This window comes from Bordetella genomosp. 12 (genome assembly GCF_002261355.1).
Lineage (GTDB): Bacteria > Pseudomonadota > Gammaproteobacteria > Burkholderiales > Burkholderiaceae_B > Bordetella.
Genome location: NZ_NEVU01000002.1, coordinates 1 through 25,596 on the forward strand (window position 1 = coordinate 1; position 25,596 = coordinate 25,596).

At 65.2% G+C, this 25,596-nt stretch carries 24 protein-coding genes; 9 read left to right on the plus strand and 15 right to left on the minus strand.

Features of this window, described 5'->3' with window-relative positions:
• Window positions 1-539: 539 nt before the first annotated feature.
• Complete coding sequence (locus CAL22_RS05405) at window positions 540-1,724, plus strand: helix-turn-helix transcriptional regulator (protein ID WP_167383566.1); 1,185 nt, start codon at window positions 540-542, stop codon at window positions 1,722-1,724.
• Between the two features lie 184 nt (window positions 1,725-1,908).
• Here CAL22_RS05405 and CAL22_RS05410 read toward each other — a convergent pair whose 3' ends face one another.
• Window positions 1,909-2,310 (minus strand): YchJ family protein, encoded by a 402-nt coding sequence (locus CAL22_RS05410; protein ID WP_094811160.1) that lies wholly within the window; start codon window positions 2,308-2,310, stop codon window positions 1,909-1,911.
• Window positions 2,307-2,591 carry a GNAT family N-acetyltransferase gene (locus tag CAL22_RS05415; RefSeq protein WP_094811162.1) on the minus strand — a complete coding sequence of 95 codons (285 nt, stop codon included), beginning with the start codon at window positions 2,589-2,591 and terminating at the stop codon, window positions 2,307-2,309. The genes CAL22_RS05410 and CAL22_RS05415 overlap by 4 nt, the downstream gene beginning before the upstream one ends.
• A gap of 181 nt (window positions 2,592-2,772) precedes the next feature.
• Between CAL22_RS05415 and CAL22_RS05420 the strand changes: the two genes are divergently transcribed.
• On the plus strand, window positions 2,773-4,173 hold the full coding sequence (locus CAL22_RS05420) for an amidase family protein (protein WP_094811164.1): 1,401 nt from the start codon (window positions 2,773-2,775) through the stop codon (window positions 4,171-4,173).
• An 82-nt stretch (window positions 4,174-4,255) separates the two neighbouring features.
• On the opposite strand, the gene CAL22_RS05425 is transcribed toward CAL22_RS05420, so the two are convergent.
• The 8 genes from CAL22_RS05425 to CAL22_RS05460 all read right to left on the minus strand — a co-directional run bounded on the left by CAL22_RS05425 (window position 4,256) and on the right by CAL22_RS05460 (window position 12,680).
• Window positions 4,256-4,645, minus strand: coding sequence for a hypothetical protein (locus tag CAL22_RS05425; protein ID WP_094811166.1), 390 nt, complete (start codon window positions 4,643-4,645; stop codon window positions 4,256-4,258).
• Between the two features lie 6 nt (window positions 4,646-4,651).
• Window positions 4,652-5,911, minus strand: coding sequence for a glutamate-5-semialdehyde dehydrogenase (locus CAL22_RS05430; RefSeq protein ID WP_094811168.1), 1,260 nt, complete (start codon window positions 5,909-5,911; stop codon window positions 4,652-4,654).
• Window positions 5,912-5,937: 26 nt separating this feature from the next.
• Window positions 5,938-6,987 (minus strand): DNA polymerase III subunit delta, encoded by a 1,050-nt coding sequence (gene holA / locus CAL22_RS05435; protein ID WP_094811170.1) that lies wholly within the window; start codon window positions 6,985-6,987, stop codon window positions 5,938-5,940.
• Window positions 6,987-7,664, minus strand: a complete 678-nt coding sequence (gene lptE / locus CAL22_RS05440; protein WP_094811172.1) for an LPS assembly lipoprotein LptE — start codon at window positions 7,662-7,664, stop codon at window positions 6,987-6,989. Before lptE ends, holA begins: the two co-directional genes overlap by 1 nt.
• An 11-nt stretch (window positions 7,665-7,675) precedes the next feature.
• Window positions 7,676-10,333, minus strand: coding sequence for a leucine--tRNA ligase (leuS, locus tag CAL22_RS05445; RefSeq protein ID WP_094811174.1), 2,658 nt, complete (start codon window positions 10,331-10,333; stop codon window positions 7,676-7,678).
• 71 nt (window positions 10,334-10,404) lie between these two features.
• A complete protein-coding gene (locus CAL22_RS05450) occupies window positions 10,405-11,577 on the minus strand; it encodes an MFS transporter (protein WP_348271681.1) in 1,173 nt (390 codons plus the stop codon).
• A 20-nt stretch (window positions 11,578-11,597) separates the two neighbouring features.
• A complete protein-coding gene (locus CAL22_RS05455) occupies window positions 11,598-12,110 on the minus strand; it encodes a MarR family winged helix-turn-helix transcriptional regulator (protein WP_094811176.1) in 513 nt (170 codons plus the stop codon).
• Between the two features lie 120 nt (window positions 12,111-12,230).
• Window positions 12,231-12,680 (minus strand): HU family DNA-binding protein, encoded by a 450-nt coding sequence (locus tag CAL22_RS05460; protein ID WP_094811178.1) that lies wholly within the window; start codon window positions 12,678-12,680, stop codon window positions 12,231-12,233.
• 291 nt (window positions 12,681-12,971) lie between these two features.
• Here CAL22_RS05460 and CAL22_RS05465 point away from each other — a divergent pair, with 291 nt between their 5' ends.
• Window positions 12,972-14,756: a SulP family inorganic anion transporter gene (locus CAL22_RS05465; RefSeq protein ID WP_094811180.1), complete on the plus strand. Its 1,785-nt coding sequence runs from the start codon at window positions 12,972-12,974 to the stop codon at window positions 14,754-14,756.
• Here CAL22_RS05465 and CAL22_RS05470 read toward each other — a convergent pair.
• The 4 genes from CAL22_RS05470 to CAL22_RS05485 all read right to left on the minus strand — a co-directional run bounded on the left by CAL22_RS05470 (window position 14,684) and on the right by CAL22_RS05485 (window position 18,017).
• Window positions 14,684-15,928 (minus strand): ABC transporter substrate-binding protein, encoded by a 1,245-nt coding sequence (locus CAL22_RS05470; RefSeq protein WP_094811182.1) that lies wholly within the window; start codon window positions 15,926-15,928, stop codon window positions 14,684-14,686. The two genes, CAL22_RS05465 and CAL22_RS05470, sit on opposite strands and share 73 nt — an antisense overlap.
• A 150-nt stretch (window positions 15,929-16,078) precedes the next feature.
• A complete protein-coding gene (rpmG, locus tag CAL22_RS05475; RefSeq protein WP_003810296.1) occupies window positions 16,079-16,246 on the minus strand; it encodes a 50S ribosomal protein L33 in 168 nt (55 codons plus the stop codon).
• 79 nt (window positions 16,247-16,325) lie between these two features.
• On the minus strand, window positions 16,326-16,562 hold the full coding sequence (gene rpmB, locus CAL22_RS05480; protein WP_094811184.1) for a 50S ribosomal protein L28: 237 nt from the start codon (window positions 16,560-16,562) through the stop codon (window positions 16,326-16,328).
• A 309-nt stretch (window positions 16,563-16,871) separates the two neighbouring features.
• Window positions 16,872-18,017: a multidrug effflux MFS transporter gene (locus CAL22_RS05485; protein WP_094811186.1), complete on the minus strand. Its 1,146-nt coding sequence runs from the start codon at window positions 18,015-18,017 to the stop codon at window positions 16,872-16,874.
• Between the two features lie 240 nt (window positions 18,018-18,257).
• Here CAL22_RS05485 and CAL22_RS05490 point away from each other — a divergent pair, with 240 nt between their 5' ends.
• The 6 genes from CAL22_RS05490 (at window position 18,258) to CAL22_RS05515 (ending at window position 24,958) form a co-directional block, all read left to right on the plus strand.
• Entirely contained in the window at window positions 18,258-19,514 is a 1,257-nt protein-coding gene (locus CAL22_RS05490) for a class I SAM-dependent methyltransferase (RefSeq protein ID WP_094811188.1), read from the plus strand.
• A 506-nt stretch (window positions 19,515-20,020) separates the two neighbouring features.
• Entirely contained in the window at window positions 20,021-21,016 is a 996-nt protein-coding gene (locus CAL22_RS05495; protein WP_094811190.1) for an ABC transporter substrate-binding protein, read from the plus strand.
• Between the two features lie 139 nt (window positions 21,017-21,155).
• Entirely contained in the window at window positions 21,156-22,013 is an 858-nt protein-coding gene (locus CAL22_RS05500) for an ABC transporter permease (RefSeq protein WP_094811192.1), read from the plus strand.
• Window positions 22,010-23,263 (plus strand): quaternary amine ABC transporter ATP-binding protein, encoded by a 1,254-nt coding sequence (locus tag CAL22_RS05505; protein WP_094811194.1) that lies wholly within the window; start codon window positions 22,010-22,012, stop codon window positions 23,261-23,263. The genes CAL22_RS05500 and CAL22_RS05505 overlap by 4 nt, the downstream gene beginning before the upstream one ends.
• A 90-nt stretch (window positions 23,264-23,353) precedes the next feature.
• A complete protein-coding gene (locus tag CAL22_RS05510) occupies window positions 23,354-23,728 on the plus strand; it encodes a tautomerase family protein (protein WP_094811196.1) in 375 nt (124 codons plus the stop codon).
• A gap of 48 nt (window positions 23,729-23,776) precedes the next feature.
• Window positions 23,777-24,958, plus strand: a complete 1,182-nt coding sequence (locus CAL22_RS05515; protein WP_094811198.1) for an acetyl-CoA C-acyltransferase family protein — start codon at window positions 23,777-23,779, stop codon at window positions 24,956-24,958.
• Between the two features lie 13 nt (window positions 24,959-24,971).
• Here CAL22_RS05515 and CAL22_RS05520 read toward each other — a convergent pair whose 3' ends face one another.
• On the minus strand, window positions 24,972-25,592 hold the full coding sequence (locus tag CAL22_RS05520; protein WP_208621905.1) for a toxin: 621 nt from the start codon (window positions 25,590-25,592) through the stop codon (window positions 24,972-24,974).
• Window positions 25,593-25,596: the final 4 nt, after the last annotated feature.

The window sequence follows — 25,596 nt, forward strand, 5'->3', positions numbered from 1 at the left end:
GCTGGCTCCCTTGTGTGAGGCTGATACCTGGCGGCAGCACTGCCCGCTGTAGGCGCGTTGCGTTGTGCGGCGCAGAGGGTGTGGGCGTAGGCCGCGCGAGCTGCGTTGTGTGAACGTGATCTTTGGCTCTAGCGCTGACCCGCTGCGGGGCCGTGTGGTAGTGCGGCGCAGCAGGCCCGCCGGCTTTCTGGCGTCAGCGGATCGAGGCCTGCCGACCGGCGCGACTTCAGGCTGCCCGGATTTGTGTGCGCGGGCGCGGCTGCACTGTGCTTGGTTTGAAATCGTGTCGGGGTACGGTATCTGCAGCCGGCGGATTTCGCGGCGGACATGCCGTTAAAAAAGAGGCGTTTTCCGGCGGATGCCGCCAGGCTGCGCCGGGGAAGGGCGCTGGTCAGTGTATATGCGCCAGCGATCCAGATTGGCGCAGGCCGGCGAGACGCCCTGTCGCGCAATCCCGACATCAGCGAAGCTACCAATATCGACCATCTATGGGTTCTGCTTATAGTCCGGACCTTGATATTCCCTCACTTAATATGAACATGGGCTCCGAGATCGAAGAGTTAGCGCGTTTCAGCAGCCTGGTTGAGTTGATTTACGAGGGGGCCACGGCGCCAGAACGTTGGACCAAAGATATATTGCCGTCGGTCGCTGATTATCTGGGCTCGCCCAGCTGCATCATGTACTCATGGCTGCACACGCCCCAGGATGGCGGCTTTTTCTTTTTGCACGGCATAGACCAGGAACAGGTCGACCTGTATGTGCAGAAGTATTACCACGCGGATTTATGGAAGCTGGCGCTCGACTCCAGGAATCTCTACGCCACCGGCAGCGTGCTGATCGGCGACGACCTGGTGCCCCGGCGGACGCTGTTGGCCTCTTCTTTTTATAAGGAGTGTTTGTCGCGCAACGAGAACATGGTCCAGCTCTTGTCCGGTATTGTTTTTGGAAGTGAGTCGACGACGTCACTGCCGACCACATGTTCGTTCTTCCGAGGCAATCATCAGGCGGATTTTGGCGCCATCGAGCGGGCGCGTCTGAAGCTGCTGCTGCCGCATCTTTCTCGGTCGCTGGGGGTCATGCAACGGCTGCGTTCCAGCGAATTGACGCTGGCGACGAGCCGGGCGGCCCTGGACCGAGTGCCATCGGCTGTGCTGCTGCTGGATCGCAATGGCTACGTGACGTTTAGCAATGTGGCCGCCACCCGCATGCTGGCAGCCGAGGACGGCTTATATCTGCGCCGGCGATTGATCAATCAGAAGCAGGCCGAGTTGGTGGGTGCGACCAGCACCACGAGCAAGGCAATCAAGGCGGCTATCCAGGCGACCCTGAGTGTCGATCCTTATGCCGTCCAGCATTTCTCCAAATCAGTGACCGTGCAGCACCTGTCGTCGCGTGACAATTACGTGCTGCAGTTTTCCGCGCTGGGTTCGCATAATGAATTCGGTGCTGACAGCGATGTTTTCGCGGCCATTATTTTTATTTCCGATAGCGCGGAGATGGTGAATATCGACCTCACCGCATTGCAGGAAAGCTATGGCCTGACGACGATGGAGGCGCGGGTGGCGGTCACGCTGGTCGAGCGCGCCTCGACCAAGGATGCGGCCGATGCGCTCGGTGTAAGCCCGCACACGGTGCGCACCCACCTCAAGAGCATTTACGGCAAGCTGGGTGTGGATACGCGCACACGCTTTGTGAAGCTGATGCTCGGCCTGGCCAAGCAGTAGGGCTATCCCCGGTGTCGGCCTGATCGAAGGCGCTCGATGCAATGGGATGGGCCTGCAGGCCAGGCAAGCGCCAAGCCGGCGCCCATGCCCGGTGGCCGCCGTAGCGGTGAGGGTTGGCCAACCCTCGGTATGGGCGTGCTTTGCCCGGCCCGGCGCCAACCCGGACTGCGTCGTTGCGCCAGCCTCAGGTCGTGGCTGCCTCGGGAAAATCGCCGTCCAGGTAGTACCAGCGGCCATCGATACGCTCGAAACGGCTGACCTCGTGCAGGCGTGTCGCCCGGCCAGCCTGGCGATAGCGGGCGACGAATTCAACCACGGCGTGATCTTCGTCCTGCTGGGCGTGCCGGCGGACCTGCAGGCCCAGCCATTTCAGGTCGGGCGGGTTGGGTGCGAGGCTTGGCGGCCGGGTCGACGGGTGCCAGGTTGCCAGGAGATAGCCGAGTTCATCGCGCACGAATGCACTGTAGCGTGAACGCATGAGGGTGGCCGCGTCGGGCGCGGGTGTGCTGCCCTGATCCCAGCGGCCGCAGCAGCCGGGGTAATCGGTGCCGCTGCCGCAAGGGCAGCTCAAAGAGGCCTTTTTCATGCGAGCAGGTCGTTGTACTCGGGGTGGCGCTTGAAGTAAGCCGCGGCATACGAGCAGCGGGGACGCACTTTCCAGCCGCGTTCGCGGGCCGTGTGCAGGGCGGCTTCGGTGAGTTGGGCGGCGATGCCGCGCCCGCCCACGGCTTCGGGCACGCCGGTGTGCAGGATCGCCATGACGCCGTCGTGCAACTGGTATTCCAGCTCGCTGACGTGACCATCGACGATGAGTTCGAAACGGCCTTGATCGGCCAGATGCGTGACTTCAGGTGTTGCTTGGCTCATGCGATTCTCCTTGGAGGGGGATGGCGCCGCCGAGGCCGCGCCAGGCTGTCATTGTGGCATGCCTGCCCAAACCAGGCGGCGCGCCACCTTGCCGCCAGCCGTCGCGAGCGCTAAGGTGAACGCGTCGGCGTCGCCATCTCTTTGGATGGGCCGGCGACTCCATTCATTAAGGAGATTGGCCGTGGCAGAGATCTGGCAGTTGTCGGCAAGCGAAGTCGCCGATGGCATCCGACGCAAAGCGTTTTCCGCCCTCGAGGCAGCGCAGGCGGCACTGGCGCGCCTGGAGTCGGTCAACCCCGTGCTCAATGCGGTGGTGGACTGCCGCCCGGAGGCGGTGTTGGCGCAGGCGCGCGAGTGCGACGCCCGGCTGGCACGCGGCGAAGCGCTGGGTGTGCTCGGCGGCGTGCCGGTTACGGTCAAGGTCAATGTCGATCAGGCGGGCTTTGCCACCACGAACGGCGTGCGCTTGCAAAAGGATCTCATCGCGCAATGCAACAACCCCGTGGTCGACAATCTGCAACGGGCCGGGGCGGTGATTCTGGGCCGGACCAACACGCCGGCCTTTTCGCTGAGGTGGTTTACCGACAACCAGCTGCATGGCGCGACGCGCAATCCGCGTGATCCGGCCCTGACGCCGGGCGGATCTTCCGGCGGCGCGGCCAGCGCGGTCGCCGCTGGCATCGGGCATCTTGCGCATGGGACGGATATCGCGGGATCCATCCGCTATCCCGCCTATGCTTGCGGCGTCCACGGTTTGCGCCCTTCGCTGGGCCGGGTCGCGGCCTTCAATGCTGCCTTGCCCGAGCGGGGGTTGGGCGGCCAGATCACGGCGGTGTCGGGGCCGCTGGCACGGCGCATCGCCGATGTGCGCCTGGGGCTGGAGGCCTTGGCCGCGCCGGACCCGCGCGACCCTTGGTATGCGCCGGTTCCCTTGCTTGGCGCGCCCTGGGCCAGACGTGCTGCGCTATGGCTGCGCCCCGATGGCCTGGAGACGGTACCGCAGGTGCAGGCTGCCTTGCTCGATGCCGCCGCGCGGCTGCGGGACGCCGGCTGGCAGGTCGACGAGATCGATGCGGGGCCACCCCTGCGCGAGGCGGCCGGGCTGCAGTTGCGCATGTGGATGGCCGATGGCTACGACGCCATGCTGGCGGCCGCCGAGCGTGAGGGCGATGCAGGCGCCCTGACGGCGCTCAGAGGACAGGCCGAGGCTTTTCGCGGCATGGACCTGGCTTCCTACCAGAGCACGCTGACGCGCCGCGCCACGCTGGTGCGCGAATGGCATGTGTTTCTCGAACGCTATCCCCTGATGCTCACGCCGGTATCGGCCGAATTGCCTTTTCCTGACGGGCTGGACATGCAGGGCGAGGCGGCGTATCGCCGGGTATGGGAGGCGCAGTTGACACAGGTTGGGTTGCCGTTCATGGGCCTGCCGGGGCTGGCGGTGGCCATGGGCGAAGCGGAGGGTGCGCCGGTAGGCGTGCAATTGATCGCGGCGCGCTATCGGGAGGACATCCTGCTCGATGCCGGGCAGGTCATCGAGGCGGCGGGCAGCCCGGTCAGCGTGGCGCAGCCTCGGGCGTAATCCGCGCCGAGGTCCGGGAGCTGTGGGGGCCGGGGCGGCCGAGCCCCCCGCAGCCCGCCCCGGTTTGGGATCGCGGGCCGGCCTAGCGCCCGATCATCAGCATGATCCACAAGGAGATCATTGCGATCAGGCCGATCCAGCACGAACCCCAGAAGCCGATGATGGGCCATTTCACGTCGAGCGGCACTTGCTTCGGATCCACGTGCTTGAGCTGATAGTTGGCATAGCCGGCGACCCAGCGCTTGGCACGCGGAAAGGTCAGGCGCAGGAAGTAATCCAGAAAAATCGCCGCCTGGATGGAAAATGAATACTGGCGGAAGGGGCGATGCTCGAGCAGGGGATGCTTGAGCACGTGATTGACGCGCTGGCTTTTCCAGAAGAACAGCACCAGCCCGCAGATCGTGCAGGTGATGAAGCACAGGGCGAACAGGCTGAAGACGAAAACGAAGGTCTGAGAGTAAATGGCCGTCATGGTGGACTATCCGCGGGTCTGGCCTTCGCCAGTAAGCACCCATTTGTAAGTGGTCAGGCCTTCGAGGCCCACGGGGCCGCGGGCATGCAGCCGGTTGGTGGAGATGCCGATCTCCGCGCCCAGACCGTACTCGAAGCCATCGGCAAAGCAGGTCGGCAGGTTGATGTAGACCGAGCTGGAGTCGACTTCGCGCTGGAAGCGCTGCGCCGCCGCCAGGTCTTCGGTCACGATGGCATCGGTGTGTCCGGAACCCCAGCGGGCAATATGTTCGATGGCCTGGTTCAGGTCATCGACCACGCGGATGGCCAGAATGGGAGCCAGATATTCGGTTCCCCAGTCTTGCTCGTCGGCGGCCTTGATGGCGGGCAGAATGGCGCGGCTGCGCTCACAGCCGCGCAGCTCGACGCCATGCTGCTGCAGGGCCTGGCCGATGCGCGGCAGCAGGGTGGGAGCGACCGCCTGGTGCACCAGCAGCGTCTCCATGGCGCCGCAAATACCGTAGCGGTAGGTCTTGGCGTTGAAGGCGATCTCCAGCGCGCGGTCGGGGTCGGCGGCGGCATCCAGATAAACGTGGCAATTGCCGTCCAGGTGCTTGATCAGCGGCACCCTGGCTTCCTGAGCCAGGCGGGCGATCAGGTTTTTTCCGCCCCGCGGCACGATGACGTCCACATGCTCGGTCATGGTGATGAGCTTGCCCACGGCGGCGCGGTCGGTGGTGTCGACCACCTGCACGGCGGCCGGCGGCAGTTCGGCGGCTGCCAGACCGGCCTGCACAATCGCGCCCAGGGCCAGATTGGAGTGCAAAGCCTCGCTGCCGCCGCGCAGAATCGTGGCATTGCCGGACTTCAGGCAAAGCGCGGCCGCATCGATGGTTACGTTGGGACGGGATTCATAAATGATGCCGATGACCCCCAGCGGGACCCGCATCTGCGCGACGCGCATGCCGTTGGGGCGCACCGTGGTGGGCCCCAGGCTGCCGACGGGGTCGGGCAGCGCTGCGATCTGGCGCAGGCCTTCCGCCATCAAGTGCACGCTGCGATCCGATAGCGTCAGACGATCCAGCAGCGCGGGTTCCAGGCCGCCGGCGCGCGCGGCGTCGACGTCTTTTGCGTTGGCGGCCTGCAAGGCCTGTTTGCCGTCGACCAGCAACTCGGCCATCGCGAGCAGGGCGCGATTCTTGGCCGAGCCGCTGGCGCGCATCATGGCGCGCGCGGCCTGCCGGGCATTGTCGCCCAGCGTCAGCATGGTTTGTTCGATTGAGGACATGATGAGTTCTTCCAGAATGGGAGCGTTCAGCCGCGTGCGCCGGCGGCAGCCACGCGCAGGGCCAGACGCGTCATTTCTTCCCAGGGATCGGTCAGGCGCCCGGCGACACTCAGCCCTTTGATCAGGCGATCGACCTCGTGGGCGTGCTGCACGGCAGCCGGCCAGGCCTGGGGCGGTACGCGCCCCAGCGCTTGCAGCGCCAGCCGTTCGTGGGCGCCGAACACGCGCAGATGGCGCATGAGCGCGCCCACATCCTGCCGGTGTTGGCGGGCTTCGGCGATACGCGCCAGCAGGCGGATCTCTTCGCCCACGGCCCAGAGCACCAAGGGCAGCGCCTCGCCTTCGGCGCGCAGGCCGTCGAGCATGCGCACCGTACGGGCGATGTCGCCGGCCAGCATGGCGTCGCGCAGCCCAAAGACATCATAACGGGCGACATTGAGCACCGCGCGTTCGACATCCTCGGCGGCGATCTCGCCCTCCGGATACAGCAGCCCCAGCTTGAGAATCTCCTGGTGCGCGGCCAGCAGATTGCCTTCGACCTTGTCGGCTATCCACTGAAGGGTGGCGCCATCGACACGTTGATTCTGACGAGCCAGCCGCGCGCCGACCCAGGCGGGCAGGCGCGCGCGCTCTATGGTGGGAATGTCGGCGCTTACGCCACTGCGGGCCAGCGCCTGGGCCCATTTGGCATCGCGCGTGGCCCGGTCCAGGCGGGGCAGAGAGACGACGATTAGGGTGTCGGCGTCGGGTTGGCGGGTGGCCTGCTCGGCCAGACGCGTGAGCGTGTCGGCCCCGGTCTTGCCCGGCTTGCCCGTGGGGATCTTGATCTCCAGCAGGCGGCGGTCGCCAAACAGAGACACGCTTTGCGTGGCGGCCAGCACGGCGCTCCAGTCGCCGCGCGCATCCATGACCAGCGAGCTGCGGTCGGTGAAGCCGGCCTGGCGGGCGGCCGCGCGCAAGGCGTCGCCAGCCTCGGTGACCAGCAGCGGTTCGTCGCCCGAAAGGGTGTAGAGCGCGGCCAGCGGGCCGCGCTTCAGGTGCTCAAGCAGCCCGTCGGCATCGAGATGCTGCGCCATTATTCGGGCTGTGCGCCACGGCCCGGGGTGATGTTGGGCGTGTTCCAGAGCGCCGGACCCTGGCGTTGGTCCGTGCGTTCATTGGGGTCGAACAGCGGCGTTTCTTCGCTGATGTCATCCTTGGTCTGCTCGAGCTTGTGCATGGCTTCGGCCACGTCCGGCGCGGTCAGGCGGCGCAGCAGGCGGCTGACCAAGGTCTGCTGCATGGATTCGTACAGCGCCTCCATTTGTGACTGCTTGGCCTGCACGACGCCGTCATCGTAGGGCAGGTCGCGATAGACGGTGAACGTGGTGTCGGGAATGATGGCCCGGCCGGTGGAGTCAACCAGCCGGAACGTGAACACCAGGCCCAATTCGTACTCTTCGACCCGGCCTTGCGCATTGAGCGCCACATCGCGCAAGCTGCGCGTGTTGCGGACCTGCTGCAGATTGGCCGAGGCGGCCTTGGGGTCGGACACGATGCGGGTGCCCGGCGAGACGGCGCGGATCGACCGGCGCACGTCCGCGCCGAAGCGCGTGTTGTCGGGGATGCCGACATACAGCGTCTTGAAGGGCAGGGGCGTCTCGCCCCGCATCTGGAAGCCGCAGGCAGTCAGGAGCAAGACCACGGCCAGGCCTGCGGCCTTCAGAGCACGAGACTTTGTGAAAAACGGCAGGAAATTCCCGGCGAGGTTCATGCGTATCCTTGTCAGCCCACAACGTTGACCAATTTGCCCGGGACCACGATCACGCGTTTGGGCGGGCGGCCCTCCAGGAAACGGGCAACCTCTTCCTGCGACAGCGCGATCTGTTCGATGTCTTCCTTGGCGGCCTTGGCGGCCACGCGGATGGCTCCGCGCAGCTTGCCATTGACCTGGAGCATGAGTTCGATTTCTTCGGCCACCAGGGCGGCTTCGTCCACATGCGGCCAGGGCGCGTCGAGCAGATCGCCCATGTCGCGGGCAAAGCCCAGTTCACGCCAGAGCTGCCAGGTCACATGCGGCACCACCGGATACAGGACACGCAGCAGCAGGCCCAGGCCTTCGGCACGCACGGCATCGCTGGCCGCGCCTTCGGGCAATTGGGCGTTGTCCAGGGCGTTGAGCATTTTCATGCACGCCGACACCACCGTGTTGTACTGAATGCGTTGATAGTCGTACTCGGCTTGTTTGAGCAGGCCATACAACTCGCGGCGCAGGTCTTTGACCGCGGCGGGGGCGGTCTGCCAATCGGCGCCGTGGGACAAGCCGCGGGCGACCGCCTCGCGGTGCTCGTAGCCCAAGGACCACAGGCGGCGCAGGAAGCGGTTGGCGCCTTCGACGCCCGAATCGGACCACTCAAGCGTCTGCTCGGGCGGGCTGGCGAACATGACGAACAGGCGCGCAGTGTCGGCACCCAGCGTATCGATCAGCGATTGCGGATCCACGCCGTTGTTCTTGGACTTGGACATCGTGCCCACGCCGCCATAGGTGATTTCCGAACCATCGGATTTCAGGCGCGCGCCGATGATGGCGCCCTTGGCGTCGTAGGTGTTCTCGACGTCTTCCGGCCAGAAATACTCGACGCCGCCTTGCGGCGTGCGACGCGAGTAGATGTGGTTGAGCACCATGCCTTGGCACAGCAGGCGCGTGAACGGCTCGTCGAACTTGAGCATGCCGAGGTCACGCATGACCTTGGTCCAGAAGCGCGCATAAAGCAGGTGCAGCACGGCGTGTTCGATGCCGCCGATGTACTGGTCCATGGGCATCCAGTAATCATTGCGGCTGTCCACCATGGCCTGGTCGTTGCCGGGCGAGGTATAGCGCATGAAATACCAGGACGAATCCACGAAGGTGTCCATGGTGTCGGTTTCGCGGCGTGCGGGTTTGCCGCAGGACGGGCACGAGCAGGACAGGAAGGCTTCGTTCTTGGCCAACGGATTGCCCGATCCGTCGGGGATCAGGTCATCGGGCAGCACCACCGGCAGGTCTTGCTCGGGCACCGGCACCGGGCCGCAATCCGGGCAATGAATGATCGGAATCGGCGTGCCCCAGTAGCGTTGGCGCGAGATGCCCCAGTCGCGCAGGCGATAGGTGGTTTGCTTCTCACCCAGGCCTTGGGCGGCCAGGTCTGCGGCGATGGCGTCGATCGCCTCGGCCGAGCTCAGGCCGTCGTACTTGCCCGAGTTGATGGCGCGGCCGGAGAGTTTGTCGCCATACCACTCCTGCCAGGCCTGTTCAGAATAGGTCTTGCCTTCGAGCGCGATGACCTGACGGATGGTCAGGCCATATTTGCGGGCAAAGGCGAAGTCGCGTTCGTCGTGCGCGGGCACGCCCATGACGGCGCCGTCGCCGTAGCTCATCAACACATAGTTGCCGACCCAGACTTCCACCTGTTGGCCCGAAAGCGGATGCGTGACCGTCAGGCCGGTGCGCATGCCTTCCTTTTCGCGCGTGGCGATTTCGGCCTCGGTGGTGCCGCCCAGCTTGCATTGTTCGATGAAGCTGGCGAGCGCCGGATTGCTGCGCGCGGCATGCGCGGCCAGCGGATGCTCGGGGGCGACCGCGCAGAACGTCACGCCCATGAGCGTGTCGGCACGGGTCGTGAAGACGAACAGTTTGCCGCCCTGAATGGGCTGGCCGTCGTCATCCTTGATGTCATGCGGAAAGGCCAGGCGCACGCCGGCGGATTTGCCGATCCAGTTTTCCTGCATGATGCGCACCCGCTCGGGCCAGCCGGGCAGGTTGTTCTTGACCTGGTCGAGCAGTTCATCCGCGTAGTCGGTGATCCGCAGGTAATAACCGGGGATTTCGCGCTTTTCGACCAGCGCGCCGGATCGCCAGCCGCGCCCGTCGATCACCTGTTCGTTGGCCAGCACCGTCTGGTCGACTGGATCCCAGTTCACGACCTGGGTCTTGCGGTAGGCGATGCCTTTTTCGAGCATCTTCAGGAACAGCCATTGGTTCCATTTGTAGTAGGCGGGATCGCAGGCGCACATCTCGCGCGACCAGTCGATGGCCAGCCCCATCGCCTTCATCTGCTTCTTCATGTAGGCGATGTTGTCGTAGGTCCACTTGGCCGGCGGGACCTTGGACTTGATGGCGGCGTTTTCGGCCGGCATGCCGAACGCGTCCCACCCCATGGGCATGAGGACGTTGTAGCCGCGCATGCGCAGCTGGCGCGCCATCATGTCGTTGATCGTGTAGTTGCGCACGTGGCCCATGTGCAGCTTGCCGCTGGGGTAGGGCAGCATGGAGCAAGCATAGAACTTGGGCTTCTCGGAGCCGTCGGCGTTCTTGGCATGCTCATGGACGAGATAGGCGTCACGGGCCTGCCAGTCTTGTTGGGCCGCCGCTTCGACGAGATTGGGTTGATAGCGTTCCTGCATGGACTCGTGCGTAGAAATAGGGGTGGATGCGGCCGACGGGCGGCCGCTCAAACCCTAGATTATAGGAGGTGCTAGGTCCGGGATGGGGAAGGGGCGTTTCCGGGGATGCGGGCCCCTGCCGCCAGGCAGCCGTAGATCAGTGCCAGCAGGGCCGTGACGGCGCCCGCGCCCGCCACGCCATACCAGCCGAAATGGCCGTAAATCCAGGCTGAGGCGAGCGAGCCGGCGGCGCCGCCGATGAAGTAAGACGTCATATAGCCGGCGGTCAGGCGGCTGCGGGCCTCGGGGCGCAGGCGGTAGACGGCACTCTGATTGGTCACGTGCACGCCCTGGATGGCCATGTCCTGGATGATGATGCCGATCAGCAGAGGAATGACGGCGTGCGCGCCCCAGGCGATCAGGCCCCAGGAGCCCAGCAGGAGGATCAGGCCCACGACGGTGGCGCGGTTGCCCAGTCCCTGGTCGGCCATGCGGCCAAAGCTGCGGGCGGCGTAGGCGCCGAGCGCCCCGGCCAGGCCGAACAGCCCGATCGTGGTCGTGCTGTAGCCATACGGCGGGCTCGACAGCAGGAAGGTCAGCGGTGTCCAGAGCATGCTGAAGCAAGCGAAGATCAGCCCGCCGATGATGGAGCGTGCCCGCAGCAGGGGTTCCTCACGATAGAGCCTGAGGATGGACATCAGCAGGCGCGGATAGCTCAATTGCGCCGAGCCGCGATGATCGGGCAGGATGCGCCACAGTACCGCCGACATCGCCAGCAGCAGGATGGCGGCGACCCAATACACCGTGCGCCAGCCGCCCAGGTCGGCCAGCACGCCGGAGGCCGTGCGTGCCAGCAGAATGCCCAGGAGCAAGCCGCTCATCAGGGTGCCGACGATGCGGCCGCGCTGGGCCGGTTCGGCCAGCGTCGCGGCGAAAGGCACCAGGACCTGCGCCACCACGGACAGCATGCCCGTCAGAAAGGTGCCCAGCATCAGCCAACTGATGCCGGGCGCGCTGGCAGAGATCAACAGGCCGACGGCGGATAGGGCGGTCATGAAGACGATCAGGCGGCGGCGTTCGACCAGATCGCCCAGGGGCACGATCAACACCAGGCCGATGGCATAGCTCAATTGGGCGATGGTGACGATGCTGCCGGTGGTCGCGTTCGAAACCTGGAATTGGTCGCCGATGATGTGCAGCAGCGGCTGGGCGTAGTAGTTGCCGGCGACGGCCAGGCCGGTCGCCACCGACATCAGGAAAACCATGGCGGGAGTAAGACGGGAGTTCAAAATGCGACGCCTCCGGGGGCATGTTGGTCGTGCTCGGCCAATAAACGCTTGAGCAGGCTGGCAAGCTGGCGGCGTTCGGCCGCGTTCAGCGGGGCCAGGGTTTGGTTCATCTCGTTCAGATAGGCGTCCAGCACGTGGCGCAAGGCGCGCTGGCCCTGCGGCGTCAGGGAGACGATGACGCTGCGGCGGTCCTCAGGGTTGGGGTTGCGCGCGATGAGGCCGGCGCTCTCCAGGCGATCGAGGCGGTTGGTCATGGCGCCGGAAGACAGCAGCAAGGCGCCGATCAGTTGCTGGGGGCTCAGGCAATAGGGTGCGCCCGCGCGAAACAGCGTGGCCAGGACGTCGAACTCGCCCTGATGCATGCCGTGGGCGCGAAAGGCGCGATCGGCATTGCGCGCGGCCACGATGTTCATACGGAACAGGCGGCTGCATACCGCCATGGCGGAGACGTCCAGATCGGGACGTTGTTCCGCCCACTGGGCTAGGACCAGATCGACATGATCTTTCATGGAGGGCATTTATCTTGATGTAAAGTATCTTTATATCAAGATAAATGCCCGGCAGGCAAGCCACAAAAAGAAAGAGCCCGCCGGAGGCGGGCTCTTTCCGGTTTGACCGGAAGACGAAGCTTACTGAGCGGCGTCTTTGAGCTTCTTGAGCGGGCGAACCTTGACCTTGACCGAGGCGGGCTTGGCCGGGAACCAGCGCTCTTCGCCGGTGAACGGATCCTTGCCGAAGCGCTTGGCCTTGGCCGGCACCTTTTGCACGGAGACCTTGAACAGGCCGGCCAGCGTGAATTCGCCAGCGCCCTTCTTGTCAACCGAACCCAACACGGCGGCCTCGAGGCCAGCCAGAACTGCCTTGACCGACTTGGCTTCGACGCTGGTGTTTTCGACCAGGTGAGCGATCAGCTGCGACTTGTTCAGTGCTTCCTTGATGGGGCGCGCGGTAGCGGTCGCCGTCTTCTTCACGGCCGGCTTGGTGGCGGCGGCCTTCTTGGCGGGAGCTGCCTTCTTGGCAGGAGCCTTGGCGGCGGTTTTGGTGACTTTCTTGGCGGGAGCTTTTGCTTTGGTAGCCATGGTCAAGATCCGTATGTTGGGTAATAAAGCGGCGCTTGCGACGGATGTCCGGCACCACGCGCCCGATGATAGCGGAAACTCAGGCGCGCGCATGAATTTTTCCGCGGTTTAATGCTTACGAGATGTTGTTTTCGCGAGAAACCGGATGCAGCGCCAGCGCGCGAGGTCTTGTTTTAAGGTGTTTGCGGCCTCGCTCTGCATTGCGTGCGGGCTCCGCGCAGATTACGCTAGGCGCCTTGGCGCAGATGCGCAATCAAATATAAGGGGAGATCTTTGCGCGCTGCCAGATGGATGGGGAGCTGGGTTCTCGACATTACGCCCGCGGTCCTGCGCAGCGATGCAATGGCGGGGTTGCTCGGCGCGCTGCTCGTGTTGCCGCAGGGCATGGCGTTTGCGCTGCTGGCCGGTTTGCCCCCGCAGTACGGGCTCTACAGCGCGGTGGTTCCCTGCGTGATCGCCGCCCTGTTCGGTTCCAGCCGGCATGTCCTGTCCGGGCCCACCAATGCGAATTCACTGGCCCTGCTGGCCGTGCTCGCGCCCATGGCCGTGCCGGGATCGCCCGGTTATATCGAACTGGCCCTCGCGGTCACGGTGCTGGTCGGGCTGATGCAGTTGGCGGTGAGCCTGCTGCGCCTGGGGGTGCTGGCCAATTTCATCTCCCCGGCGGCGCTGTTTGGCTTTACCAGTGGCGCGGCAATCCTGATCGCCCTGCATGCGCTGAAAGACGCGTTCGGCGTGCCGCGCGACGCGGCGCATGGTTTGTCGGAAACCTTTGCCGCGCTGGCGTCGGGCAAGGTCAGCGCGGGCGCGATCGTGGTGACGCTGGTCACCCTGCTAAGTGCGCTGGCGGTGCGCCGCTGGGACCGGCGCCGCCCGCACATGCTGGTGGGCCTGGCTGCCGGCACGCTCGCCGGCTGGTTGCTGGACCTGGCTGGCGCCGGGTTGTCGGTGCTGGGGCCTATCGCCCAGCCGGTGCCGCCTTTCCATCTTCCCCAGGTCGAGTGGCGGCGTCTGCCGGACATGCTGGGCGTGGCCGTGCCGCTGACCATCGTGGCCCTGGCGCAATCCATTTCCATTGCCAAGGCGGTGGCGCAGCGCTCGGGCCAGGTCATCGATCCGAACCGGGAGTTCTTCGGGCAAGGCTTGTCCAACACGGTGGGCGGGCTGTTTTCCTGTTATCTGTCCTGCGGCTCGCTGAACCGGTCCATGCCCAACTATGAGGCCGGCGCGCGCACACCCATGGCTGCCGTGTTCTCGGCGCTGATATTGGTGGGGCTGGTGCTGTTGAGCGCGCCGCTGCTGGCGCATATCCCTTACGCGGCCATCGCGGCCTTGCTGCTGCTGGTGGCCTGGACGCTGCTCGATGTGCCGCGCTGGCGCTGGCTGGCCAGGGTGGATCGCAGCGAAGCCATCATCGCGGCGGCCACCATGGCCGCGACGCTGTTCATCCGCATGGAAGTCGCCATCATGCTGGGCGCCTTGCTGTCGCTGTCGGCCTATCTCTATCGCACATCGCGGCCGGCCATGCGGATCATGGGCATCGGCGCGGACGATCCGGCGCGTCATTTTCTCGTGCGCGACAGCGGCGCAGACACCTTGCCGGCCTGCCCGCAACTGTGTCTGCTGCGCATGGAGGGCTCGGTGTATTTTGGCGCGGCCGCCTATGTGGATGAGCGGCTGGGCACATTACGCCAGGGCGGCGCGCCGCATCTGCTGGTGATGACCAAAAGCATGAACTTCATCGATCAGGCGGGGGCGCAGGTCTGGGAAGATGAGTTGAAGCGCCGGCGAGCCTTGGGAGGGGATCTGTATTTCCATCGGCCCCGCCCCGAGGTGCTGGCGACCTGGAGACGCACGGGGTTCATCGAACGCCTGGGCCCTGACCACGTTTTTCCTGACAAGGCGACGGCCATCGGCAGTATCTACCAGCGGCTGGATCCTGCCGTCTGCCGCTCGTGTCAGGCCCGTTGCTTCTTGGAGTGTGGTCCGCCGGGCACGGCGCATCAGTCCGGCCAGGCGGCAAGCGTCGTGCCGCCGGATCGAAAGCGCGATACGCCGAACGCTGGCGAGGCCTGAGCGGGCGGGGCTCCGGCGCCCGTGTCGGCCGGCGGCGCGGCGGCGGTGTGAACCGGCTTGGCGGGGCTGCGCAAGCGCTGCGCCACGGCATCGGGCAGTTGCAGACGCGCGCCATCCAGATAGTGGCGGGAGTCCATGCCTTGTTCGTTTCCGGTCGCGACAAAGAGGCCCATGGTGGATTGATGGTCGACCTTGCGATAGTGGATCGGCCCTGACGGAGTGTCCAGGCGCAGCCCTTCGAGGGCGTCGACCAGCTTCTCCGCATCCGTAGACTGCGCGAGGCGCAAGGCGGCCGACAGGCTCTGCAGCGCCAGATATCCCTGCAAGGCGGGCAGGGTGGCCGGGTGGCCGGTGCGCGCCGCGAAGGCCTGGGCAAAGCCGTCCTGGCCGGCGGGGAGCATGTCATGCGTGGCGACGATCCAGCCGGCGGGGGCGGGGGTGTCCAGGGCTTCGCCATGCATGACGATGACGGGAAGGTCTTGCAACGCCGGCTGTTGCCGGAGGAGTTTGCCGAAAGCGGCCAGATCCGCGCCTCGCAAGGCCAGCAGCAAGGCCTGGGGCTGTTCGGCTTGCACGGCGCGCAGCAGTTCGGCATCGACGTTGCCAGGCGTCACGGCATGGCGGCCGACGATCTCGGTCTGCGATTGAAACGCCGCCAGCGTCGCGGCAAAGGCGGCGGCTTCCTCTTGGCCGTCCTGAGCCGCTTCATGCACCAGGGCCCAGCGCTTCTGGCGCAGGGCCAGCGCGCGTGGCGCGAGGGCGGCCACACGCATCCGGGTGGAGGGGGCCAGGCGAAAGGTATAGCGGTTGCCCTCTTGCCAGACCAGGCGGTCGCTGGGCGCGCGGACGACCAGATAGGGCAGGCGCCAGCTCGCCGCCTGGCGGGCGAGCGCCAGGGCCTGGGCGCTATCTTGTGCGCCATCAAACAGCATATGCACGTCGGGCGGGGGCGTGGCGTTCGGGCCGCTGCGCACCGGCACGACCCGAAGTGGGCGGCCCATCACGCCGCCAGCCTGATTGACGGCTTCCAGCGCCATGCGCCAGCCTTGCGCGAAATCGCTGTCGGCCGGTTGGGCGTGCGCTTCGCCCAGCACGATGGGAGGCGGCGTTTCGGCGCCGGCGCCCGCCGGCAGCAGTGCCAGGCCAATCAGGAAGACAGCAAGAGGGCGCATGGGCGAAGGCGCGTAGTGGTCGTTGCCCGAGTGTAGCCAGGCGCGCGCCGGCGCGAGGGGCGGAGTTCGCGCCAGTTTGTGCCGCTTTCCGGGCGGCAGAAAACAAAAAGCCCCGCGTGAGCAGGGCTTTTGGCGACCGGAACGGCTGAATTACTTCAGCTTGGTTTCCTTGTAGTCAACGTGCTTGCGAGCGACCGGATCAAATTTCTTGATCAGCATCTTCTCGGGCATGTTGCGCTTGTTCTTGGTGGTCGTGTAGAAATGGCCCGTGCCGGCGGTCGACTCGAGCTTGATCTTTTCGCGGATACCTTTGGCCATGTCGGGCTCCTAGTATGAATTTGCAGTTCGTGGCGCTGTGTGGCGCACGGAATGGGGCGTAGGGTGGCTGAGCCGCAGCTTAGACCACTTCGCCGCGTGCGCGCAGGTCGGCCAGCACGGCGTCGATGCCGTTCTTGTCGATCGTGCGGATGGCCTTGGCCGTCACGCGCAGACGGACCCAGCGGTTTTCGCTCTCAACCCAGAAGCGGCGCGACTGCAGGTTCGGCAGGAAGCGACGCTTGGTCTTGTTGTTGGCGTGCGAAACATTGTTGCCCACCATCGGGCCTTTGCCGGTAACTTGGCAAACACGTGCCATGGATGCACCTCTTGTGTTTATTCGCCGGGATGTGTCACCAGGGCCGAGGCTAAAGGGAGGTATTCGCACAAGCGGTGATCAAAAGTCACCCGCTAACCACCCAAAAACCTGGATGAGGGCTGCCGCAAGAAGGATCATCCTGTTGCTGATGATCTGCAAGCTGGCCCGTGCTTATACCCGCTTAAATCCTCTGCGCCGGATTCACCCAGGCAGAACTAAGTAATGTGGCAACTACAAAGCATAGTAGTTGCCTACGGGATATGGGATTAATGCTTAGACGTCGACTATACAACGTATTTCAAGTCTGGGTCAAGCCCCACTGCGCGCAACCCGCCCGGCCGCCCAGGACAGGCAGGCGCAGCCGGCCAGCACGGTGGTCAGCGGCAGCGCGCTTTGGGTCTGCCACAGGCTGATGAGCAGGCCGGCCACCGCACCGCAAGACAGTTGCAAGGTGCCCAGCATGGCCGAGGCGGCCCCCAGGCGGCGGCCCTGTTCGGCCAGCGCCAGGGCGGCGGAATTGGGATTCACGAACCCCTGGCTGAACATATACCCGATCAGGCAGAGCATCAGCAGCGGCAGGTTCATCAGGCCGGCCACGGTCAAGAGCACGGCCGTCAGGCTGGCGATGGCCAGGGCATTCTGGGCGCGCCGCTGCAAGGTCGCCGGTTGCAGGCGGCGCAGCAGCCGGGCGCTGACTTGCGAGCCCACGATCAGCGCCGCGGCGTTGGCGCCGAACAGCAGGCCATAGTATTGGGGCGCGACGCCGTAATACTCGATGAAAATGCGCGGCGAGCCGACGATGTAAGCGAACATCCCGGCTTGGCCCAGGCCGCCCGCCAGGCTATGGGCAAGAAAGGAGCGGTGGGTGAGCAGGGCGCGATAGTTGCCGAAGATGGTCTGCCAACGCAAGGGCACCACGCGCTCCGGCGCGAGAGACTCCTTCATGATGAGCACCACACAGGTCAGCATGGCCGCGGCGGCCAGCGCCATGAGCCAGAACAGGCTGCGCCAGCCCACGATGCTGAGCAGTTGCCCGCCGGCCAGCGGCGCCAGGATCGGCGCCAGCCCCATGATGAGCATGAGCAGCGACATGGCCCGGGCAGCATCCTGCGTCTCATAGTGGTCGCGGATCACCGCGCGCGGGATCACCACGCCGGCCGCGCCGCCCAGGGCCTGCACCACCCGCCAGCACGTCAGGGATTCGATGCTGCCGGCCAGGGCGCAGCCCAGCGACGCGACGATGTACAGGGCCAGCCCGGCCATGACGGGCAGCTTGCGTCCGTAGCGGTCGGCCAAGGGGCCGTAGACCACCTGCGCCATGGCCAGCCCGATCAGATAGGCCGCCAGCGTGCGCTCGACATCACCGCGTGCCACTCCCAGGTTCTGGGCGATCGTGGGGAACGCCGGCAGATACATGTCGATGGAGAAAGGTCCGATGGCGGTGAGGGCGCCCATCAGAATGAGCCAGCCGGGCAGGCTGCGGCCCAGGGATTCGGAACGGGGTGACGGCGGGGGGGAAGAGGGTGGCATCAGCAGGGGGAAAACGGCAGGAGGTCTCGGCGGGGGGGCAGGGGTGCCCCGAGCCGGCCGAGCCAACGACTGTAGCACGCGCGACCTTACGTACAAATTTCAACTGTTTTCCGATAAAGTCCCCCTGTCGGTCATGTTCCAGTGGAGAGGGAATTGGTTAATCCTTTGCTGTCTGTTGTCGAACGTAAACTCGCCGCGCTGCCGGTGTCCGTGCAACTCCAAATGCCTGACGGAACCGTTTTGGGGCCGCCCGATGCCAAGGTGCGATTCGCCGCCCGTGACAAGGGGGCGCTGGCCCACCTGGCCGAAGGCGGGGTGGGCGTGCTGGGCCAGGACTACGTCGAAGGGCGGATTGATATCCAGGGCAGCATGCGCGATGTGATGGCGGCGGCAGCCGCGCTATTGCCGGGTTCGCCGGTGGAGGCCGCGCGCGGCGGCTGGCTGACCGACCTGATACGCAAGGTGTCCTCGGTCTGGCGGCACTCCGTCGAGCGGGATGCCAAGCAGATCGAATTTCACTACGACCTGTCGGATGATTTCTACGCCTTGTGGCTGGATCCCCGGCGCGTCTATTCCTGCGCCTATTACCGCGAGCCCGACATGACGCTGGCGCAGGCCCAGGAGGCCAAGCTGGACCTCATTTGCCGCAAGCTGCGCTTGCGTGCGGGCGAGCGTTTTCTCGATGTGGGGGCGGGCTGGGGCGGCTTGCTGCTGTGGGCCGCCGAGAACTACGGCGTGGATGCCACGGGCATTACGCTCTCGCGCAACCAGCATGCCCACGTCAACCGCCTGATCGAGGCCAAGGGGCTGTCCGGGCGGGTGCGGATGGAATTGCTGGACTACCGCAAACTCGATGAGAGCCAGCCCTACGACAAGATCGCCTCCGTGGGCATGTTCGAGCACGTGGGCCGGGCCCAGTTGCCGGGCTACTTCGCCAAGCTGCGCAATCTGGTCAAGCCAGGCGGCCTCATCATGAACCACGGCATCACCGCCGCCGGCCTGTACAACTCGGAGCTGGGCAGCGGCATGGGCGAGTTCATCGAGAAGTATATTTTCCCGGGGGGCGAGCTCACGCACATCAGCAGCGTGCTGGAGGCCGTGACGGGGGGCGGCCTGGAGGCGGGTGACGTCGAGAATCTGCGGCCCCATTACGCGCGCACCCTGTGGGCCTGGAGCGATGAGCTCGAGTCCCGGCTGGATGAGGCTTCGCGCATTCTCTCGGGTGAGCAGGGCGCGCGGTCGCTGCGCGCCTACCGGCTCTATCTGGCGGGTTGCGCCATGGCGTTCGACCATGGCTGGATAGCCCTGCACCAGTTGCTGGTCACCACGCCTGCCAAGGGCGATAACCTGGAGCTCGACTATCCCGCCGATCGGCAGTATCCCTGGCGGCGCGAGTACATGTATCAGGACGTCAAAGCCTGAGGCCCTGTTTCAGCCCGCAGCAGCCCCGCAAGGGGCTGTTTTTTTGGGCGGAGACCCGCGAATCGGCCGGCCTCAGACCGACTTTACCCCGGCAAAATCCTGTGAATTGGTAACTTAATGAAACGCGCTGGGCGCATTTTTTGTTGCACTGCAATGGCAGGGAGGATGCCCGAGTGGCCGCCCTCTGCCCTGGGATTTTCCCTAGGCTGTTTTTGCCCGAATTGCTACTAAATGTAATGGCTTGAGCTTGGTCGCGTCGTCAAAATCATCTAACATGCAGGCTTCTTCATTGAGTTTCTTTCAATTTTCTGCGCTTTGATTGCCGGGGTCTGCCCGCAGACAAAGTGCTGTCATTTGGAAAACCGGCCATCCCGGTCGTGTTTTCTGCTGTGAGTGTCGGTTTGTATTGGCGGTTTTGCCCGTCTTCCGCACAACCCCCTTAGCTCCACGGCATGGCCTGCGACTCCCGCGATGGCTGTGTCCCTGAACCTATGGAGGCAAAAGCCATGCGTTTTACCCCCCTCAAGGCCCTGGCCGCTACGGCCGTTCTTTCGGTTTTTGCTGGTGCGGCTCATGCCGCCCCGCAATGCGAAATCAAGCGTCCCGTGAAGTTCGGCGGGATGAACTGGGAATCCAATCTGGTCCTGGTCGATGTAGAGCGTTTCATCATGGAAAAGGGCTATGGTTGCAAAACCGAAACCCTGCCGACTGAAACCTTGCCGGCGCTGGCAGCGCTCGAACGCGGTGATCTGGATATCAACACCGAGATCTGGCTGAACAGCGTGGCCGAACCCTGGGATCGCGCGCAAAAGACCGGTAAGGTCAAGCGCGTAGGCGACATTTACATGGGTGGCGAGGCCTGGTTTATTCCCCGCTACACCGCCGAGCGCTATCCGGAGCTGAAGTCGGCCGCCGATCTGCCCAAGTTCAAGGACAAGTTCAAAGATCCGGAAGAGCCAGGCAAAGGCCGTTTCTACGGTTGCCCGGCGGGCTGGGGTTGCGAAGTGACCAGCACCAATCTGTTCCATGCGCTCAAGCTGGACGACAGCTTCACGCTGTACTCCCCGGGTACGGGCGCGGCCCAGAAAGCGGCCTTGATGTCCGCCTATAAGCGCAAACAGGACGTGGTGTTCTATTACTGGTATCCCACGCCCCTGGTCGGCGCCATGGATCTGGTCAAGCTGGAAATGCCGCCTTATGACGCCGAAAAGCACAAGTGCCTGACCGCGCCCAAGTGCGATAACCCGCAGCCCAGCGCCTACCCGGAAAACCCGGTCTTTACCGCCGTGAACACCGCGTTCTCGAAAGAGGCGCCCCAGTTGACGGGCTTTTTGTCCAAGGTGAGCGTGCCGCGTGAGCAAATGGATGAAACGCTCGCTCACATGGAGTCCTCGGGCGACGATTCCGCCGACGTGGCGCAATGGTTCCTGAAGAACAAAGCCGACATCTGGAAAAAGTGGGTGCCCGCCGATGTGGCGACCCGCGTCGAGGCCTCGCTCTGAGGTCAAGCTAGCCGGCCCCTCCCCGGGGCCGGGGACGACCCCCGTCCCAGTCCAGCCGACCTGGCTGTGAAGTTTCCCGAGCATGCCCCGCCGGCCGTGACGGCCTGCGCATGCAATCTCCCGGAAGAGGAGTTCTCTGATGTTTCCTGAATGGATACCCGCGAAATCCGTTCGTGGGGCGATCGACGGCTTTGTCGATCACCTCGTGACCAACTACGCCGATACGCTCGAAGCCGTGGCCAGCCCGGTGCTCAAGGTGCTGGTCTGGCTTGAGCAAGTGCTGCGCACCTCGCCCTGGTGGGCGGTGGTGCTGGCGACCGTGGCCATCGCCTGGCTGGTCAGCCGCCGTATCGGCCTGAGCGTGGCCATGGGCGCGCTGCTGTGCGTGATCGGCTTTCTCGGTCTGTGGGATGCCGGCATGCAGACGCTGGCGCTGATGATCATGGCCGCTGGCCTGTCGGTGATCATCGGGATCCCGCTGGGCATCCTGATGGCGCGCGTGCACTGGCTGCGTTCCATCATGTTGCCCGTGCTGGACGTGATGCAGACCATGCCGAGCTTCGTCTATTTGATCCCTGTGGTGATGCTCTTCGGCCTGGGCAAGATCCCGGCCTTGATCGCCACGGTCATCTATGCCGTGCCGCCGCTGATCCGCCTGACCGACCTGGGTATACGCCTGGTCGATCGCGAGGTGCTTGAAGCCTCGCGCGCCTTCGGCGCCAACTCGCGCCAGCAGTTGTTCGGCGTGCAGTTGCCGCTGGCGCTGCCCAACATCATGGCTGGCGTGAACCAGACCACGATGATGGCGCTGTCCATGGTGGTGATTGCTTCCATGATCGGCGCGCGCGGGCTGGGCTACGAGGTGCTGTTGGGCATCAACCGCCTGGAAGTGGGCCGCGGCCTGCTCGCGGGCCTGGGTATCGTGGTGCTGGCGGTATTGTTTGATCGTATTACGCAGTCTTATGGGCAGCGTGTGCGTGTGGGAGGCCACCGATGAGCAAGATTGAAGTCAAGAATATCTACAAGATCTTCGGGCCGCATCCGCAGAAATGCCTCAAGGCGGCTCAGGACGGCATCAGCAAGGAAGCGCTGCTGGCTGAAACGGGCCATACGCTGGGCCTGCGCAATATCAGCCTGTCGATCGACGAAGGCAGCATTTTCGTCATCATGGGGCTGTCCGGCTCGGGCAAGTCCACATTGATCCGCCATTTCAATCGCCTGATCGAGCCCAGCGCGGGCCAGATCCTGGTCGACGGCGTGGACGTGGTCAGCCTGAACAAGCGCGACCTGGAGACCTTCCGCCAGAAAAAGATGAGCATGGTGTTTCAGCGCTTCGGCTTGTTCCCGCATCGCACGGTGCTGGACAACGCGGCCTACGGCCTGGCGGTGCAGGGCGTGTCGCGCTCGGAGCGCGAACAGCGTGCCCGCCACTGGCTGGAGCAAGTGGGTCTGACCGGCTTCGAGTCGCAGTATCCTCATCAGCTCTCCGGCGGGATGCAGCAGCGCGTGGGCCTGGCCCGCGCCCTGGCCACGGACGCCGAAATCCTGCTGATGGACGAGGCCTTCTCGGCGCTGGATCCCTTGATCCGGCGCGAGATGCAGGACCATCTCTTGCAACTGCAGGCCAAGTTGAACAAGACCATCGTCTTCATCACCCATGATCTGGACGAAGCGCTGCGCCTGGGCAACCGCATCGCCATTCTCAAGGATGGCGAGCTGGTGCAGGAGGGCACGCCGGAAGACATTCTGCTGAGCCCGGCCAACGACTATGTGCAGGCTTTCCTGCAAGATGTGAACCGCACCAAGGTGCTCAACGCCGCCCACGCGGTGAATCCTTCGCGGTTGACGCTGACGATGCGTTCGCGCCCGGCGCACTCGCTCGAACGCATGCAGGCGCTGAATTACGAGTACGCGCCGGTGCTCGACGGCAAGCGGCTGGCGGGCATCCTGACGGAACAGGCGGCCATGCTGGCGCAGCAAGAAGGCGCGCGCGATGTGTCGCGCTATGTCGAGGACCTGGCTTCCGTGCCCGCCACGGCGGGCCTGGATCAGGTGCTGTCTCAACTGGTGCACAGCGATCAGCCGGTTGCGGTCACCGGTGAGGATGACGAGTTCCTGGGCATGCTCTCGCGCAAGAAAGTCGTTGAATTGGTCGCGCCTGTCGTGGCCGAGAACAACGACGCGGCCTCCCAGACCGCGCCGGCCGATCCGCTCGATCCGGTGGATCCGCAAAAGCTCGCAGGCTGAGCCCGCCTGCCTGGGCAGGGCGTGCTGGCACGGCTATGATGAGGCCCCCCGGCCATCGACCGGGGGGCCTCATCTTCTATGGAGACCGCCATGCCCATCTTGAATGTCCAGATCATGCAGGGCCATGCGCCCGCCGCCAAAGCCACCTTGCTCAAGGCACTCAGCCAGGCTGTCGTCGACAGCATCGGCGCGCCCGTGGCCAGCGTGCGTATCACCCTGGCCGAAGTGCCCGCCGAACATGTCATCGTGGCCGGTGAGCTGGGCAAGGACATGGCGCTCATCCTGGTGGACCTGATTGCGGGCCGGACGGCCGAACTCAAGGCCGCCCTGATCGCCGCCCTCAATCAGGCCGCGTGCGACAGCCTGGGCCTCAGCGGCCAGGATGTCAGGGTGGTGTTGCACGACGTGCCCAAGACCGACATGGGCGTGGCCAACGGCTTGAGCGCCGCGGCAGCCGGCCGCTGAGCCGCGAGTATGATGTCCTCCAGAAATACATCATCAAGGAGGAGCATCATGAAAGAAGTTTTGGTCATCGCCGGCGCGCGCAGCGCCATCGGAGATTTCGGTGGCGCGCTCAAGGATGTGCCGCCCTGCGATCTGGCCGCCACGGTCATGCGCGAGGCGCTCAACCGCGCCGGCGTCAGTGGCGACGAGGTTGGCCATGTCGCCGTTGGCAACGTCATTTGCACCGAGCCGCGCGATATGTATTTGTCGCGCGTTGCCGCCATCAGCGCCGGCATCGGCAAGCAAACGCCGGCTTTCAACGTCAACCGCCTGTGCGGTTCCGGTCTGCAGGCCGTGGTGTCGGCGGCGCAGTGTGTCATGCTGGGCGATGCCGAGATTGCCGTGGCGGCAGGCGCCGAGAGCATGAGCCGGGCGCCGTATATCGCCCAGGGCCACCGTTGGGGCGCGCGCATGGGCGACAGCGTCATGGTGGACATGATGACCGGCGCGCTATCGGATCCCTTTGGCCGCATGCACATGGGCGTGACGGCGGAAAACGTGGCGGCGCGTTTCGGCATCAGCCGGGCCGATCAGGATGCCTTGGCCGCCGAGTCGCACCGGCGCGCCAGCGCGGCGATCGCCGCGGGCCATTTCAAGGACCAGATCGTGCCGGTCACTCTCAAGACCCGTAAGGGCGATGTGGTGTTCGACGTCGACGAGCATGTCCGCGCCGACGTCAACGTCGAAAGCCTGTCCAAGCTCAAACCGGTATTCCAGAAAGAAAACGGCACGGTGACCGCCGGCAATGCCTCGGGTCTGAACGACGGCGCGGGTGCGCTCGTGCTCATGGAAGGCGGCGCGGCGGCGCGGCGCGGGATCAAACCGCTGGCGCGTCTGGTAGCCTATGCCCACTCGGGCGTGGATCCGGAAATCATGGGGATCGGACCCGTGCCGGCGACCCAGGCTGCGCTCCAGCGCGCGGGCCTGACGGTGGACCAGCTCGACGTCATTGAGGCCAATGAGGCGTTTGCGGCCCAGGCCTGCGCGGTGACGCGCGAGCTCAGGATGGACCCGGCCAAGGTCAATCCCAACGGCAGCGGCATCAGCCTGGGCCATCCGATCGGCGCAACAGGCGCCATCATCACGATCAAGGCGCTCTACGAGCTGCAGCGCATCCAGGGCCGTTATGCGCTGGTGACGATGTGCATCGGGGGCGGGCAGGGCATCGCGGCGGTCTTCGAGCGGGTGTGAGGCCCGCCGGGCGTCAATAGCTGATCGACTCGATACGGTAGGCGGCCTGACCGGTGCTCAGCCGGCCCCGCGGCTGCTTGCTGTTCAGCGTCAGGCGCAGCGTACTGCCCAGCCGGAAGGCCAGCAGCAGCTGGTCGGTTTGCGGGCTGGACAGGGCGGCGTCAAGGCAGCCGGCCGCCACGGGCTGGCCGCGCTGGCTAAAGCGGGCGCAGGCTTTTCCGAGCGGACGTTCGAGCGCGCTGACCTGCACGCCGACGTAATGGAGATGGCCCTGGGCGTCGGGGCGCGGCAGGCTGGGCCCGGGCCCGGCCTGCGCAATGGTGGACCAGGCCAGGCAGAGATTGCGGGGCAGGCTGCCGGCCTCATCGGCCGTGGCCGTCACCAGCGTGCCGCCTTGCGGCCCGCTGAGGTATTTCCCGTCTACCAGGCCATATGTGCCCGCCGGCAGCCGCTGCAACCTGGCCAACAGCTCGGGTTGGCGTGCCTCGCGCAGGGACAGGGCGCGATAGAAGTCCGGGCAATGGCCATAGCCGGGCCCGATGAGCAGCGGCTCAGGCCAGGGCTGCGCCTGGACCGCCGTGCCGGCCAGGCAGGCCAGCCCCCCCAGCCATCGATGCAGCGCTCGCAGCGTCATGTCG